General features: G+C 73.9%; 11 protein-coding genes. 2 read left to right on the top strand and 9 right to left on the bottom strand.

The window, feature by feature from the left end:
- Positions 1 to 16 precede the first annotated feature (16 nt).
- The 3 genes from DNK56_RS18305 to DNK56_RS18295 form a co-directional block, all read right to left on the bottom strand.
- Positions 17 to 976, bottom strand: coding sequence for a polyprenyl synthetase family protein (locus DNK56_RS18305; protein ID WP_241989986.1), 960 nt, complete (start codon positions 974 to 976; stop codon positions 17 to 19).
- Positions 977 to 1,163: 187 nt separating this feature from the next.
- Complete coding sequence (locus DNK56_RS18300) at positions 1,164 to 3,863, bottom strand: helix-turn-helix transcriptional regulator (RefSeq protein WP_111339380.1); 2,700 nt, start codon at positions 3,861 to 3,863, stop codon at positions 1,164 to 1,166.
- 146 nt (positions 3,864 to 4,009) lie between these two features.
- The gene (locus DNK56_RS18295) at positions 4,010 to 4,855 is read right to left on the bottom strand and encodes a metallophosphoesterase family protein (protein ID WP_241989985.1); all 846 of its coding nucleotides are present in this window, start codon (positions 4,853 to 4,855) and stop codon (positions 4,010 to 4,012) included.
- Positions 4,856 to 5,160: 305 nt separating this feature from the next.
- Between DNK56_RS18295 and DNK56_RS18290 the strand changes: the two genes are divergently transcribed.
- Positions 5,161 to 5,880 carry a 4'-phosphopantetheinyl transferase family protein gene (locus DNK56_RS18290; protein ID WP_111336081.1) on the top strand — a complete coding sequence of 240 codons (720 nt, stop codon included), beginning with the start codon at positions 5,161 to 5,163 and terminating at the stop codon, positions 5,878 to 5,880.
- A 457-nt stretch (positions 5,881 to 6,337) separates the two neighbouring features.
- Positions 6,338 to 7,327, top strand: coding sequence for a LuxR C-terminal-related transcriptional regulator (locus DNK56_RS18285; RefSeq protein ID WP_241989984.1), 990 nt, complete (start codon positions 6,338 to 6,340; stop codon positions 7,325 to 7,327).
- 26 nt (positions 7,328 to 7,353) lie between these two features.
- Here DNK56_RS18285 and DNK56_RS18280 read toward each other — a convergent pair whose 3' ends face one another.
- From DNK56_RS18280 to DNK56_RS18255, 6 genes are read right to left on the bottom strand one after another with little or no spacing between them, the layout of a single operon-like run.
- Positions 7,354 to 8,220 (bottom strand): 4'-phosphopantetheinyl transferase family protein, encoded by an 867-nt coding sequence (locus DNK56_RS18280; protein ID WP_111336076.1) that lies wholly within the window; start codon positions 8,218 to 8,220, stop codon positions 7,354 to 7,356.
- The gene (locus DNK56_RS18275; protein WP_111336074.1) at positions 8,217 to 8,462 is read right to left on the bottom strand and encodes a phosphopantetheine-binding protein; all 246 of its coding nucleotides are present in this window, start codon (positions 8,460 to 8,462) and stop codon (positions 8,217 to 8,219) included. The genes DNK56_RS18280 and DNK56_RS18275 overlap by 4 nt, the downstream gene beginning before the upstream one ends.
- Positions 8,462 to 10,348 (bottom strand): HAD-IIIC family phosphatase, encoded by a 1,887-nt coding sequence (locus DNK56_RS18270; protein ID WP_111339379.1) that lies wholly within the window; start codon positions 10,346 to 10,348, stop codon positions 8,462 to 8,464. Before DNK56_RS18270 ends, DNK56_RS18275 begins: the two co-directional genes overlap by 1 nt.
- Before the next feature lie 7 nt (positions 10,349 to 10,355).
- Positions 10,356 to 11,369 (bottom strand): 3-oxoacyl-ACP synthase III family protein, encoded by a 1,014-nt coding sequence (locus DNK56_RS18265; protein ID WP_111336072.1) that lies wholly within the window; start codon positions 11,367 to 11,369, stop codon positions 10,356 to 10,358.
- On the bottom strand, positions 11,366 to 14,395 hold the full coding sequence (locus tag DNK56_RS18260) for a type I polyketide synthase (protein WP_111336070.1): 3,030 nt from the start codon (positions 14,393 to 14,395) through the stop codon (positions 11,366 to 11,368). Before DNK56_RS18260 ends, DNK56_RS18265 begins: the two co-directional genes overlap by 4 nt.
- The gene (locus tag DNK56_RS18255; protein WP_111336067.1) at positions 14,395 to 14,715 is read right to left on the bottom strand and encodes an acyl carrier protein; all 321 of its coding nucleotides are present in this window, start codon (positions 14,713 to 14,715) and stop codon (positions 14,395 to 14,397) included. The genes DNK56_RS18260 and DNK56_RS18255 overlap by 1 nt, the downstream gene beginning before the upstream one ends.

The raw sequence follows: 14,715 nt of genomic DNA, 5'->3' as shown, positions 1-14,715 counted from the left end.
CGGCACGGCCGTACCGTCACTCGCAGCCCGCGACCCGGCGCGCGAACGCGGACAGTTCCGTGCGCCAGCGCGCCGGGACGGGGGCGTCCGCCACCACCGCGTCGGCGCGTTCGAGCTGCCCGGCGATGGTCTCCTCGGCCCGCTCGCGGGCGCGCGCGTCGAAGAAGATGTCCCGCAGGAACTGGGCGTCGTCGTCGAACCCCGGCCCGCCGCGCAGGAATCCGCGAATCCGCCAGGCCGCGTGCAGGGCGCGCGCGTACTCCTCGTACGGCTCGCGCAGATCGTCGCGGCCGGCCAGCGAGGCGCCGATCAGCAGGGCGTGGCGCAGCCCGTACCAGCCGGCGCCGCAGCCGTCGCCGCAGCCGTCCAGGCACTGGCCCGGCCAGGCGTCGTCGAGGTACTCCGTCGCCACCGCCGCCTCGGCGTGCGCGCCGATGGTGCGTTCGGTGCGCAGGCTGTCCCACAACTCCCGCGCGGGCCGCGGCAGCCGGGCCGCGAGGCGGTCCCCGTACGCCGTCGCGAGATCGCCCGCGAGTACGGCGGTGTCCTCGCCGAAGCGGCGGGACTCGCCGCGCCAGCCGTTGCGTTCGTGCTCGGCGGCGTGGCTGATGTGCAGGGTCGGGATGCCCCGGCGCAGCGTGGCGTTCTTGCGGACGTCGTCCCTGATCATCAGACAGGTGTCGAGGAGTTCGAGGGCGGCGCACGCGGACACCACGTCCTCCCCCGCCGGGTCGCCGCCCGCCGCGAGGTAGCCGGTGAGGCAGATGACCGGATGGGCCCGCTCCGCCCCGGCCTGGACCAGCTCGGCCACCCCCGCCACCAGGACCGCGCTGTGCGGATCGGCCGTGCGCCGGCTCCGGGTCTCGTCCGCAAGGAGCCGGGCGAGCCGGTCCTCGACCCGGTCGAGCAGGGCGTCGCGCAGCTGTCCGGGGTTCGCCGCGCTCCCCGGCTGCTCGTGCGTGGGTGTGGTGGTCATGGTGCCCTCCCTGGTGGGCTACGGCCTCGGGACCGACCTTCCAGGACGCGCCATTGGTTGAACCACCCGGCGCGGCGGGCGGGGGCGCCCCGGACCGGGATACCGCCGGGAGACGCCAGTTGCCTGCCATGGCCGGGCGAACCCGGCGCGGGCTTGCCATGACCTTGCTACGAAGCGGGCGCGGCGGTCAGATGAACTCCGCGACCCCCAGGTGGAAGTCGACGGGAAGGGCCTGCCGGCCGGGGATCTCCAGCTTCCGGTAGACGCGGGTGAGGTGCTGCTCCACCGTGCTCACCGTGATGTACAGCTTCTGGGCGATCTCCCGGTTGGTGTGGCCGTGCACGGCGAGCAGCGCGACCCGCTTCTCGGACTCGCTGAGGCTCGCCACCAGGTCGGCGTGCGGCGCGGCGGCGGCAGCGGCCTCCGGCGGGGCGTCGCCGGTGTGGCCGGGCAGGATCTTCACACACAGCGCCTGCGCCCCGCACTCCTTCGCCACGTGCCAGGCCCGGCGGTTGACCATGGCGGCGCGGGCCGGTTCGCCCAGGACGCGCAGCACCTGCCCGAAGTCGCTCATGGCGCGGGCCAGTTCGTAACTGTCGCCGGAGCGGTGCAGATCGTCGACGGCCTTGGTGAGCATCGCCTGCCGCTCCTTCGGCTCGCGCAGCGACGCCCGCAGCCGCAGCGTCATCCCGCGCACCCAGGGGTCGCCCGCGTCGCGGGTGGTCAGCTGGTCGGCCAGGAAGCGGTCGGCCTGCTGGGTCTCGCCGAGCCGGAGCAGCGCCTCCGCCGCGTCCGCCCGCCACGGCAGGACGCGCGGTCGGTCCAGGCCCCAGCGCTTCATGTGGCGGCCGATGTCCAGGAAGTCGCCGAGCGCCGCGTGGAACCGGCTCGTCGCCAGCGCGTAGTGGCCGCGCGCCCGCAGATAGGCCAGGCCGTGCACGCTGCCGGTCAGCCGCTCGGGCACCGGCCGGCTCAGCACGGCGGCCGCCGCCTCGGGCCGCCCCATGGCGGTGCGGGCCCGGACCAGGGTCGCCATCAGCCCGCACAGCTGGACGCCGCCGCCCCGCGCGGGCACCACGCGCAGCGCGTCCTCGGCCGTCTCGGCGGCGCCGGTCAGATCACCGAGCCGCAGCCGGGCCTCGGCCAGGAGCCCGCCGAACACCGCCTGCCAGCCGGTCGCGCCGCGCTCCGCTGCCTGCCCGGCGAACGATTCGCACCAGGGCACGGCCCGCTCGGCGCCGTCCAGGTAGAGCAGGGTGCGCAGGGCCTGGACGGCGGGCTCCACCATGCCCTCGGCCAGGGTGGCCCCGCGCAGGAAGAGTTCGGCGGCCTGGGCGGCGCCCTCGTCCGCCTCGGCCGGCAGCGTCCACAGCGCGGCGGGATGCACGGCCCCCCGTACGGCGCGGCCCGGATGCGGTCCGGGGGCGCCCGCGCAGCGGCGCGGTGCGGCGCCCCACTGCGGGAACGCGGAGAGTCCGTCGAGCGGGTCGTCGCCGGGGATGTCCCCGGGTCTTCGCTCCGCGCCGGGGTGGCGGCCCTCCCCGGCGGCGAGCCGTTCCAGCACCTCCGCCGATTCGTCGATCCGGCCCTGCGCGGCCAGGACCCGGGCGAGCGGGCCGAGCGCACGGGCGTCGAGCCGTCCGGCGGCGAGCGCGGCCAGGGGTTCGGCGAGATGGCGTTCGGCGCCCGCCGGGTCGGTGCGTCCGCTGATGACGGCGAGCCGGACGCCGAGTTCGGCGCGGCGGGCCTCGTCCGCGCACGCCTCGCGGGCCAGCGCCAGCAGGGCGGTCGCCTCGTCGAGCGCGCCGTCGGCGGCGTGCTGGTCGGCGGCGGCCCGCAGCACGGCCGGGGCCCAGTCCTCTCCGGTGTGCCGGGCGGCGAGGAGCTGGGCGGCGACGACCGTGTCGGGGGCGCCCGCGGCCCGGACGAGCAGCGCGGCCTCCCGGTGCAGGGCGCGGCGGGCGTCCGGCTCCATCCGGTCCAGTACGGCGGACCGGGCCGCCGGATGGCAGAAGCCGCGGCCCCGGACCAGCAGTCCGGCGTCCTCCAGGGCGGCGAGCGCGCGGGCGGCGGCGGGTTCGGTGGTGCCGGCGAGGCGGGCGGTGTGCGGGGTGGTCGCCAGGGGGCCCAGGACGGCGACGGCCTCGGTGAGCGCGGTGGTGGCGGGTCCGCAGCGGTGCAGGCAGGCGAGGACGGCCTGGTGGTACGCCTCGCCGGGGCGGGCGCCGGGGTCCTGGAGGAGGGCGCGCAGCAGCAGCGGGTTGCCGCCGCCGGCCCGGTGCAGCCGGTCGGTCTCGGCGTCGGTGCGGTCGGGGAGCATGGCCCGGACCGCGTCGGGCGTGAAGCGTTCCAGGCGCAGCCGCGAGAAGTGCGGGAGCCGCAGCAGTTCGGTGCGCAGCAGCGGGTCGTCGCCGTGCTCGTGGACGGACTCGGTGAGGGCGAGGAGCACCTTGGCGCCCCGGGTGCCGCGTGCGAGGTGGAGCAGATAGCGGCCGGACAGCTCGTCCACGTGGTGCAGGTCGTCCACGCAGATCACCACGGGCGCGGTGACGCTCAGCCCGCGTACGGCGGTGGCGAACTGCCGCATGGCCGCGACCCGGCCGGCCTCGGCGGGCGCCGGGGGCAGGGGCGGGAGGGCGCCGGGCGGGGCGTCGGCGGTCAGCTGGCGCAGCACTCCGAGTGGATGGCGCCTTTCCTCGGCGGTCGCCATTCCGCGCAGCACCAGGCCGCCGTGTTTTTCGGAATGGGTGGCAACGGTCTCCAGGAATTCACTTTTTCCACATCCCACCGCTCCTTCGATGAGCAGCAGTCCGGAATTCCCTTCCCGACATCCTTCGATCAGATTGTCCAGAAGAGAAATTTCTTCGGCGCGACGGAACAACACCATGAGATCCCCCATGCCCATGTTCCGGCTCTCGGCAGATAAACGGGAACGCGAACCGGATACAGGACCGATCGAGCGGCGCTTGAGAAGCAATCGTGAATCACGGCAGGGGCGCGCGCGACGCTCCCACGGTGGCCGGAACCTGCCAGTCAGGAATCCCCGGTGCCGGCCGGGAAGATCCGGCGGGGCGCCACCCCTGTCTGCCCCCGGTGGCGCCGCTCCCTGGGGTAGCCCACCGAGACCTCCTCGAAGCGCACGCCGTCGTACCACGTGGTGCGCGGGATGTGGAGGTGCCCGTACACGACGGCGGCGGCCCGGAAGCGGGTGTGCCAGTCGGCGGTCAGCTCGGTGCCGCACCACTGGGCGAACTCGGGGTGGCGCAGGACGCGGGTGGGGGTGCGGACCAGCGGGAAGTGGTTGACCAGCACGGTGCGCAGCTCGGGGTCGCAGGCGGCCAGGCGCCGCTCGGTGGCCTCGACGCGGGCCCGGCACCAGGCCTCGCGGGACGGGTAGGGGTCGGGGTGCAGCAGGAACTCGTCGGTGCACACCACGCCTGCCTCGTACGCCTGTTCAAGCGCCTGCTCCTGGGTGGCGGCGGTGGGCGTGCGGAAGGTGTAGTCGTACAGCAGGAAGAGCGGGGCCACGACCAGCGGGCCCCCCGGTCCGGACCAGACGGGGTACGGGTCCTCGGGGGTGTGGACTCCGTAGGAGCGGCAGATTTCCACCAATCGGCGGTACCGGGCGTCTCCCCGCAGTGGTACCGGATCGTCGCGAAGGGTCCACAGATCGTGGTTTCCGGGCGCCCAGATGACCGTGGCATAGCGGCGGGCGAGCAAATCGAGCACCCAGCTCAGATCGTCGGGCGACTCCCCGACGTCGCCGGCGACGATGAGCCAGTCGGCGGGGCTGTCGGGAAACAGCTCCTCGACGATCCGGCGGTTCTCCGGGAATGCGACATGGAGGTCGCTGATGCCCATGAGGTTTCCGTGCGCCATTCGGCCAGGCTAGGGCAGCCGGTACGCCGGTGAACACCCCACCCCGACCCCACAGTTGACGGCCCACCGGCGGGACGCGGCCGGGCCCGCCGGGGCGTAGCAGGGCCATGGCAAGGGAGGTGCGGGCCGGTGGCAGCCCGGCCGCAGGCTCGTGCCGCCGGGCCGCGCGGATGGCAGCGGGCTGGCAGAAACGGCCTTGCGGGCGGGCCGTTCCGCCCGGCCGGGGGCCGGTTCGCTGGCCGGTGCGGGGCTGCGGCGGGAGCGTGGAAATCGTCCACCCGACGCCCCGACCTGAAGGATCTGCCGTGCTCACCAAGCTCCTGCCTTCGACCGTCGCCACCGCCGAGGCCACCGCCGACCCGGCCGAGGTGTTCCTCTTTCCGGAGGAGGAGTCCCTGATCAGCAACGCCGTCCCGAAGCGCCGGCTGGAGTTCTCCACGGTGCGGTGGTGCGCCCGGCGCGCCATGGGGGCGCTCGGGGTGGCGCCCGCCGCAGTGCTGCCGGGGCGGCGCGGGGTACCGCAGTGGGCGCCGTCGGTGGTGGGTTCGATGACGCACTGCGCGGGCTACCGGGGTGTGGCACTGGCCCGTGCGGAGGACTTCCGCTCGGTGGGCATCGACGCGGAGCCCAACGCCCCGCTGCGGCCGGGGGTGCTGGAGTCGATCGCGCTGCCGCAGGAGCTGCGGCGGACCCGTGAGCTGGCGTGGGCGCTGCCCGAAGTCGCCTGGGACCGGCTGCTGTTCTCCGTGAAGGAGGCGGTGTACAAGACGTGGTTCCCGCTCACCGGCCAGGAACTCGACTTCACCGACGCGCTGGTGAGTGTGGACGCGGCCCAGGAGACGTTCACCGCGCGGCTGCTGCCGGCCCCGGACGAGCTGTCCCCGGCGGGCCCCACCTCGTTCAGCGGGCGCTGGTCCGCGCGGGACGGAGTGCTGGTGACCGCCATCGCGGTGCCCGCGAAGCGGCCGGCCGGGGCCGCACACGGCGATGCTCCCCGCATGTGCGCTGCGGGGAGCATCGGCTGAGTCGTGTGTGCGGGGCGCGGCCGGGCGGATCAGACGCCCCAGCGGTCGTCCAGCGGCCGGTCCTGGCCGGTCGCGACGATTCCGGGAGAGACCGTGTCCGCGGCACTGACCTCGGTACCGACCGATGTCCCCCGCGAAAGGCCCGACATGAACTGTCCTCCCAGAACGGCCAGAAGTATACCCATCAGCAAAGTCAAGCGAACGATAGATTCTTTACCATAACTTGCCATTGCGACTCCCCTCGGTCGACGAATGAGACTTACCTCCGCCTCCTTGCTCACCCGAAACCTCCGGCTTCGGAGGTTCCCGGCGACGGGAAAAGAGTCTCGAACGCCGATGATTCGCGCCAAGGGCTTCACGTTGGCGTAAAGTTACGTGGCAGCAATTACACCGACCAGTGGGGGCTGGCGTGTTCCAAGGGGAGTACGCGGATTCAGGCTTTGCCGAACTGGATGACGTGAGCGCTGCGGCATACGGTCTCGCCGTCGAGTGCGGCCGCTTCGACCGCGACCGGATTGCCCACGACCTGTCCCTCACCCACGACGAGATCGCCCGCGTCGAGAGCGTGCTGGTGGGGGTCCGGCTGCTCCAGTCGGTGCCCGGCCACTCGCACCAGCTGACCCCCGTCACCCCCGACGCCGCCGCCGCCTCCCTGGTGGGCCCCGCCGAACGGCAGATCCGCGACCTCCAGCAGGCCGTCACCGAGGTCCGGGCCAAACTGATGTCGCTGACCCCCCTGTACTTCGAGGGCCGCCGGGTGCGCAATCACCTGGAGGCGTTCGACATCATCAGCGACCCCGCCCGCATCCAGGCCCTCCTCGACCACCTCGGCCAGACCTGCAAGAGCGAGCTGATCACCGTCCAGCCCGGCGGCGCGCGCCCGGCGGACCTGCTCGACGACGCCAGGGCGAGCGCGCTGTCCATCCTGTCGCGCGGGGTGCGCATCCGGACCATCTACCAGCACACCGCGCGCAACGACCTGCCCACCCGCTCCTACGTCCGCGACGTGACCGTGCGGGGCGCGGAGGTCCGGACCGCCGACGAGGTGATCGACCGGCTGATCATCTACGACCGCGAGGTGGCCTTCCTGCCGGAACGGTCCGCCCACGAGGACAGCCCGGGGGCGGCCGTCGTCCGCGAGCCCACCCTCGTGGCGTTCCTGTGCTCCGTCTTCGAGTACCTGTGGGAGGGCGCGACCCCGTACGTCGTGGAGTCGCAGCGCTCCCCCGCGTCCACCGACGAGCTGAAGTGGTCGATCATCCGGCTGATGACCAAGGGCTACAAGGACGAGATGGTGGCCCGCCGGCTCGGCATGTCCGTACGCACCTGCCGGCGCCACATCGCGGAGATCACCGAGCAGTTGGAGGCCACCAGCCGGTTCCAGGCGGGCTACAACGCCGCCCGCCTGGAGATGCTGACCGGTGACCCCGGCCGCCCGTTCCCCTGACGGGTACGGCGGGGGCGCGCCGCGCCTCACGCGCCGCGGCCCCCGTCCTCCTCCGCGTCCAGCGCCTCCGTGATCGCGTCCACGCAGTCCTGGTCGAGCATCGTCGTGACATGGGCGTCCTGGAGCTTGCCGAACCCCGCGTCGTACACCGCCGCGCTGACCACGTAGCCGTCCTCCAGCGCAAAGGTGCGGAAGGTCCACTCCTCGCCGGTGCCCGGTGTGCCGTCCGGGCGCTGCACCCGCACCGGCCGCCCGTCCGGGCCGAACCCGAACTCGGTGAAGCGGAACTGCATGCCCTGCCCGATCGCCTTGGAGTACGCCTCCTTCAGCGTCCACAGCCGCACCAGCGCGCCGTTGCGCTCCTTCTCCGGCATCCCGGACAGCAGGACCGCCTCGTACGGCGTGCAGATGTGCCGGACCAGCCCGCCGCCGTACATGTCGCGGTCGGCCCGCTCGGCGTCCACCCCGATCAGGCCGCAGGTCGTCAGCCCCACGAGCAGCAGGTCCTCGGTGTGGCTGAGGCTGATGTCGATCTGGTCGCAGCCGCGCAGATACGGGCGCCCGGTCGGCCCGTACGCCAGCTCCAGGTCGCCCGGTTCGCTGGCCAGCACCGCCCCCGCCGCGTGCTTGAGCAGCATCCGCGAGGCGACGTACCGGTTGCGTACGTCGGAGTGGGTCAGGTCCAGATAGCGCGTCCAGTCACGGCCGAGCAGTTCGCGCAGTCCGTCGCCCGAGGGCACGGCGGGCTCCAGGTCCTTCAGCCACGCATAGGCCAGGGCGGTGCCGTGCGCGGTGAGGTCGTCCTTGACTCTGTTCCACGAGTCACCGCCGGGGACCACGGCGACGGGCTCACCGAGCGGTGAGCCGAGCGTGATATTGCCCGGCGCGGTCATCCGTACTCCTTCACGAGGGTGTGAATGTCCCGGAGGCTCCCGGCCTCCAGCAGACGGTGCACCGGCACGTGGTGGCCGGACTCCTCCAGGAGGGCCACCAGCCGGAGCAGGTTCAGCGAGTCCCAGCCGGGCACCTCCGTGAGGGCCACATCCGCTCCGGCGGGGCCCGCCACGTCCAGGCCCAGGTCGTCGCCCACGATCCGCAGGAACGCGTCGAGGCCCGTCAGGTCGTCGGCGCTCATCAGGATGCCTTTCCGGATTCGGTGACGCGTATGTGGCCGGGTGTCTCCGGCAGCACCGTCAGGTCGTGGCGGTACTCCGCGGCCCCGTCCCCGCTCTCCCCGGACCCGGAGGAACGGCGGGCGACGAACCCGCAGGAGGGGTAGAGATCCCCGGCCCGGTGATTGCGGGCGGTGGGTACGTAGCGGGCGCCCACGGCTTGCAGTCCGAGGCGCCGGGCCCTGTTCAACAGTACGGCGACGAAGGCGCGTTCGACGCCCCGGCCGAGGACGCGGCAGCTCAGCCACAGGTTGTCCAGCCGCCATTCCCCCGGGGACCGGCTGATCAGCGCGGCACCGACCAGTCCGTTGTCCCCGAACCGGTCGGCGGTGCGCGCCACGAGCACCTCCCGGCCGGCGTCGGCCGCGAGGGCGGTCACGGCGGCCTCGGTGAGACCGCCCCCGGCGAGGTTGAACTGATGGGTCCGCAAGGTCAGCTGGGAGATCCGGGCCGCCTCGTGCGGGCGCGGCGGTCCGACGTCGAGCCGGAGGTCCAGGGCGCGCAGGAACTCCTCGTGCGAACCGGCTCCGGCGTGCAACTCCCGGCGCTCGCGGCGGGCCCGGTACTCACCCGTCCTGGCCCGGTCCTCGTCGGTCAGGCCGACCGTGTCGAACCAGCCGTCCGCGAGCAGCCGCCCGACGTGCGTGGCCGGCTCCTCGCCCAGCGGTACGACGGCGACCGCGGGCAGTCCATGGCGCACCTGCTCGCGTTCGGCCGGCGAGTCGTCCGCGAACACCAGGGCGTCCGCGGACAGGTCGAGTTGGCGGGCGATGTCGGCCAGGTTCCCGTCCTTGGGCTCCCAGTTGGCGTTGACGGCCACGAAGTCCCGCTCCCGGAGCACCGGGTCGGGGTGGTCCGCCAGCACCCGGGCGACTTCGGCGGCGTCGTTCTTGCTGCTCACGGCGAGAAGGACGCCCTGGGAGCCGAGTTGCTTGACGCAGGTCTGGAAGGCGCCGAACGCCTCCCCGCGCAGCGTTCCGGCGGCGGCGATGCCGTCGGGCCCGTCCTCGGCGAGGATGCCGTCCCACAGGGTCTGGTCGAGGTCGAGCACCAGGCACTTGCGGACGGCGCCGCGCAGGGCCCGGGCCAGATGGGCGACCTCCCTGGCGTAGCCGGCCAGCAGCTCCGCGCCGAGCCGGACCTTGGCGTACCGGGCGAGACAGGGGTCGGTGACGGGTCCGCCCTCGCCCGTCAGCGGGTCGAGGTCGATGACCACCAGGGCCGGAAAGCGTTCGGTGAGCCGCAGCAGCGCGGCGTTGAACTCCCGCCACACCGCGCCGAGCCGGGCCCGGGACCGGTGGTCGATGAGCCGCCGGCTGTACGCCAGGGGCAGCGGCAGGGTGTTGAGGACCAGGGTGCCCGGCGCGTGCGCGGCCAGCGTGACGCACCGCTCCAGCGCGTCGGCGGCGGCCGACTCCACGTCCTCGGGCCGCCATACGCCGGGGACCTGCTCGAACACCGTCTCGGCGTCCAGCAGGCAGAGGGTGAGGTCGGGGGACGCGGTGTGCAGCTCGCTCCCGGTGTCGGTCAGGTCGCGCAGATAGGTGCCGTGCTCGCCGAGGACGGCGCGCAGCAGCAGCCCGTGGCGGGCGAGTTCGCCCCGGAGCGGGTCGAGGACCTGGCCGACCGTGGACTGGCCGGTGACGGCGATCGTGACGACCGGGGTCGCCGGGTGGTGGGCCAGTACGGCTCCGGGGTCGAGGGAGCCGAGCAGCCGGCCGGCCGCCGCGGTGTCCGCCCAGACCCCGCCGGGCTCCTCCTGGGCGAGGGCGGCGGCGACCTGGTCGTACGCCTTCGCCAGCAGTCCGCGCTTGCGCAGGTCGCGGAGGCGGTCCAGTCCCGAGGTCATCGCCACCTCACACCTTCTCCAGGGCGAACCCGGCCCTGATCCACCGGCTGGACTCCACGCACAGCCCGATCGCCCGGTCGCCCTCCGCGAGTTCGGGGACCAGCCGGTCGAGCTGGAGGAACGGCAGCGCGTTGCCGGTGTTGCCGGTGTCGGCGACGCAGGACACCTTCCGGGCCGGACAGTCGGGCAGCCGCTCCACGATGCGGGCGGTCATCCGCTCGGAGAGCTGGGGCGGCAGCAGGTATCCGATGCCGTCCAGCTCCCAGCCGAGCCCGCCGAGCAGGTCCCAGAGGATCTCCGAGGCGATCGGCGGCACATGCTCCTCGATCGCCTTGTAGTCCTCGGCGAGCATCGGCCGGTCGGAGTCGCGGTCGGTGGTGCCGTACCAGTCGAGGAGCTGTCCGGGCCGACGGCCGCGTCCGGTCCAGGAGTTGAGCACGGAGCGCACGGCGATCCGCTCGCCCTCGGGTTCGGCGGTGAGGACGGCGGCACCGGCCCCGTCCCCGAACAGCACATAGTTGACGAGTTCGCCGCTGGGGATCTTCGCCGCGTCCTGCCGGGGCGACAGAAAGCGGTGCGTGACATCGCCGCCGATCACGAGCCCGGCCTGCCGCCCGCCCGCGATCAGGCTGCGGCCCAGGTCGAGGGCCTGGACGGCGCCGGAGCAGCCCGCCTGGATCTGGTAGACGGGCAGATGGTCGAGGCCGAGCCGGTCCGCGACCTCGGTGGCGGTGGTGGGCAGCAGGGTGTCCGGCGTCGCCGTGGCCAGCACCAGGAACTCGATGTCCGCGAGGACGAGCCCGGAGTGCCGTACGGCCTGCGCGGCGGCCTCGGCGCACAGGTCGGCCAGCGAGCCGCGCACCTCCCCGGTGACCGGGTCCCAGCCGAAGTAACGGGTCCGGGTGCCGACGAAGAGGTCGATCCACTCCTTGCTGGCGCCGAGCAGCTTGGCGAGCGTGGCGTTGTCGACCGGGTCGCCGGGCAGCGCCGTGCCGGTCGCGGCGATATGGACCTCGGTCATGCCGACCTCGCCATGATCACGCCGTCCAGGAATTCGGCCAGCGAACCGACCGAGCGCAGTGCGGGCAGCATCTGCTGCACGGATACCTCTCCGACCCTCGGGAGCCGGGCTTCCACCCGGTTCTTGAGTTGCATGATCATCACTGAGTCGAAGCCCAGGTCCTCATGGAAACGGGCCTCGCGCACCACACGTTCCGTGGGATAGCCGCCGACCTCGGTGACGGCTTCGACCACGGCGACGAGCACGGGATCGTCACCGCCGGTCTCCTCGTTGGGCGTTTCACGTGAAACCTCACTCATGGGCGTTTCACGTGAAACGGCGGGCCTTTCGGGCCGCCGCCGCTCCACCATCGGCTCGACGGAGGCCGGGGGCCGGTCCCAGTAGCGCTGCGCGGACGAGAAGACGTACGGGGCGAGCGGTTCGGACACCCGGTGCTCCGGTGCGTACAACTCCTCCCAGACGGGGTCGAGTCCGCAGCGGTACAGGGCGGCGACGGTCTCCGCCAGATCCTGACCGGTGCCCTCGGGTCCGGGCGCGGGATGCAGGAGTTCGGCGCCGCCCAGGCTTCCGGCGCGGGCGGCGATCCGGGTGAGCTGGGGCCGGGGGCCGATCTCGACCAGATGGGTCGGGGCGATGTCATGGACGAGGGCGCCGAGCGCCGCGTCGAAGAGCACCGGCTCCTCCGTCTGGCCCGCCCAGTACCCGGCGTCCATCGGCTCGTCGCGCAGCATCCGGCCGTACCGGGTGGAGGCCACCGGCAGCGCGGCCGGCGCACAGTGCACGGGGGCGGCCCGCAGTCCGGCGGCGACCGGGGCCAGCTGGGCGGAGTGGAACGCGTACGGGGAGGCCAGCGGCCGGGTCCGGATGCCGAGCCCGGCCAGCTCCTCGCCGATCCGGGCCAGCGCGTCCAGCGGGCCGGAGAGCACGGTGTCGGCCGGCCCGTTGAGCGCGGCGACCACCACTTCGGGCTCCGCCGCGAGCGCCACGGCGAGCTCGTCGGCACCCGCCGCGACGGTCGTCATCCCGCCGCCGGAGGGCAGTGCGGCCGTGAGCTTGGCGCGCCGGACGACCAGCCCGGCCGCCTCGTCCAGAGTGAGGACTCCGGCGGTGACGGCTGCGGCGTACTCACCGAGGCTGTGGCCGAGCACGGCGGCCGGGGTCACGCCCAGGTCGATCAGGGTGCGCGCGAGGGCGTAGCCCACGGCGAAGAGGGCCGGCTGAACCAGCTCCGGCCGCCCGCCTTCGCCCCCGCTCCCGGCCCTGGCCTCGGCCCGGCCCTCGGCCCCGCCTTCCTGCGCCGCAGCGGCTTCGCCGAGTACCGCCTCGCGCACCGAGCGGCCCAGATGGGCGGCCAGCGCCGCGTCGGCCGCGTCGAAGTGGCGCCGGTAGGCCGGGGATTCGCGGTAGAGGCCCGCCGTCATCGCGGGGTACTCGCTGCCCTGCCCGGTGAAGAGGAACGCCACCACGGGGCGGCCCCAGGGCCGGTCACCGGCCGGATGCGGCTCGCCCGGTGCGGGGGTGCGCAGCTCCACGGCCCGGCGCAGTCCGGCCACGAGTTCACCGGTGTCGCGGGCGGTGAGCGCGAAGCGGTGCGGCAGCCCGGTCTTGACCCGGTTGCTGCTCCGGCACAGCGCCGCCGCCCCGCCCCCGGGCCGTGCGGCGAGCGCGTCGGCCTGGGCGGCGAGGTTGCGGCGCAGGGCCTCCGGGGTGTCGGCGCTGACGGTGAACACCCCGGCCGCACCGGACTCCGCGCGGTCGCGGGCCGGGACCGCGCGGGGGGTCCTGGGCGCACTGGCGAGGACGGCGTGGGCGTTCGTGCCGCCCATGCCGAAGCTGCTCACCCCGGCGACGGTCTCGCCGCGCGGCAGCCGGACCGGGGACTTGAGCAGCCGCAGACCGCGTTCGCCGAGCCGGAGCCGGGAGTTCTCGCGCTCCGCGAAGAGGCTGGCCGGGACGATGCGGTGGTGCAGGGCCAGCGCGGTCTTGATGAATCCGGCGATCCCGGCGGCGCCCTCGGTGTGCCCCAGGTTGCCCTTGACGGAGCCGATGGCGCACGGCGCCTCGCGCGGGACACCGTGCACCGAGCCGAGCGCCGCGCACTCGATGGCGTCCCCGAGGACCGTCCCGGTGCCGTGGGCCTCCACGAAGGCGACCTCGGCGGGGCTGACCCGGGCGCGCCGGTAGGCGGCGTTCAGGACGCGCTCCTGGGACCAGCGGTTGGGGGCGATCATCCCGTTGCTGCGGCCGTCCTGGTTGACGGCGCTGCCGCGCAGCACGGCGTAGACGCGGTCGCCGTCCGCGACCGCGTCCGCCAGCCGGCGCAGCACGACCAGTCCGACACCGTCGCTGCGGCCGATGCCGTCCGCCTCGGCGCCGAACGGCTTGCACCGCCCGTCGGCGGCGGCCAGCCCGAGCTGCCCGTAGACCAGGCCGAGCGAGGGCGAGAGGACGACGTTGACCCCGCCGGCCAGCGCGGTGTCGCACTCCCCGGCCAGCAGCGAGTTCGCGGCGAGGTGGACGGCGACCAGCGAGGAGGAGCAAGCCGTGTCCACGGCGAGGCTCGGGCCGGTGAGGTCGAAGTGGTAGGAGATCCGGTTGGCGGCCATGCCGGCGCTGCTGCCGGACCCGAGCAGCGGGGTGACCCGGTCGAGGTCGCTCATGGTCAGGCGCCCCCACTCACCGCCCATCACCCCGACGAACACCCCGGTCCCACTGCCCGCGAGGTCGCCGGGGGCGCGCCCCGCGTCCTCCAGGGCCCGCCAGGCGCAGGGCAGCAGCAGCCGCTGGTGCGGGTCCATCGCGGCGGCCTCGCGCGGCGTGATGGAGAAGAAGTCGCTGTCGAAGACATCGGCGTCGTCGATGAAACCGCCGCTGTCACCGGCCGCGGGGAAATCCCGTGCCTCCCAGCGCCGGCCGGGGACGGGCCCGATACCGGACCGGCCCCCCACCAGCAGGTCCCAGTACGCCTGGACGCCCGCCGCTCCGGGGAACGCGCAGTCGATCCCGACGACGGCGATGTCCCCCATCAGCTCTGGTCCCGCAGGGGGGCCGCGCCCGCCGGTCCGTCCGGCAGCACCGCGGTCAGATGGCGGACGAGACCGTTGACGGTCGGGAAGTCCCACAGCAGGGTCGGCTCGACCTCCAGGCCGAACTCCTCCTCCAGGTCGCCGCAGAGGCTGAGCGCCGCCACCGAGTCCATGCCGTACTCGGCGAGCGGCACGGCCGGGTCGATGGTCTCCGGCGCCCGCCGCAGATAGAGCGAGAGGCGGGCCGACAGCCAGGCGTACACGCCGTCCTCCTTCGCGGTGTCGGCGGCGAGGGTGTGCCGGCCGGTGGGGATGGTCAT

This window comes from Streptomyces sp. AC1-42W, assembly GCF_003248355.1.
Taxonomy (GTDB): domain Bacteria; phylum Actinomycetota; class Actinomycetes; order Streptomycetales; family Streptomycetaceae; genus Streptomyces.
Note: the sequence above shows the minus strand (reverse complement) of the source record. Positions and strands in the feature narration are given on the sequence as shown.

Bases quoted from the DNA above. Each gene is read 5' to 3' on its own strand.
- DNK56_RS18255 (WP_111336067.1), bottom strand. From the start codon at position 14,715: ATGACCATCCCCACCGGCCGGCACACCCTCGCCGCCGACACCGCGAAG.
- DNK56_RS18275 (WP_111336074.1), bottom strand. From the start codon at position 8,462: ATGAGCGCCGACGACCTGACGGGCCTCGACGCGTTCCTGCGGATCGTG.
- DNK56_RS18270 (WP_111339379.1), bottom strand. From the start codon at position 10,348: ATGACCTCGGGACTGGACCGCCTCCGCGACCTGCGCAAGCGCGGACTG.
- DNK56_RS18305 (WP_241989986.1), bottom strand. From the start codon at position 976: ATGACCACCACACCCACGCACGAGCAGCCGGGGAGCGCGGCGAACCCC.
- DNK56_RS18280 (WP_111336076.1), bottom strand. From the start codon at position 8,220: ATGACCGCGCCGGGCAATATCACGCTCGGCTCACCGCTCGGTGAGCCC.
- DNK56_RS18265 (WP_111336072.1), bottom strand. From the start codon at position 11,369: ATGACCGAGGTCCATATCGCCGCGACCGGCACGGCGCTGCCCGGCGAC.
- DNK56_RS18300 (WP_111339380.1), bottom strand. From the start codon at position 3,863: ATGGTGTTGTTCCGTCGCGCCGAAGAAATTTCTCTTCTGGACAATCTG.
- DNK56_RS18295 (WP_241989985.1), bottom strand. From the start codon at position 4,855: ATGGCGCACGGAAACCTCATGGGCATCAGCGACCTCCATGTCGCATTC.
- DNK56_RS18260 (WP_111336070.1), bottom strand. From the start codon at position 14,395: ATGGGGGACATCGCCGTCGTCGGGATCGACTGCGCGTTCCCCGGAGCG.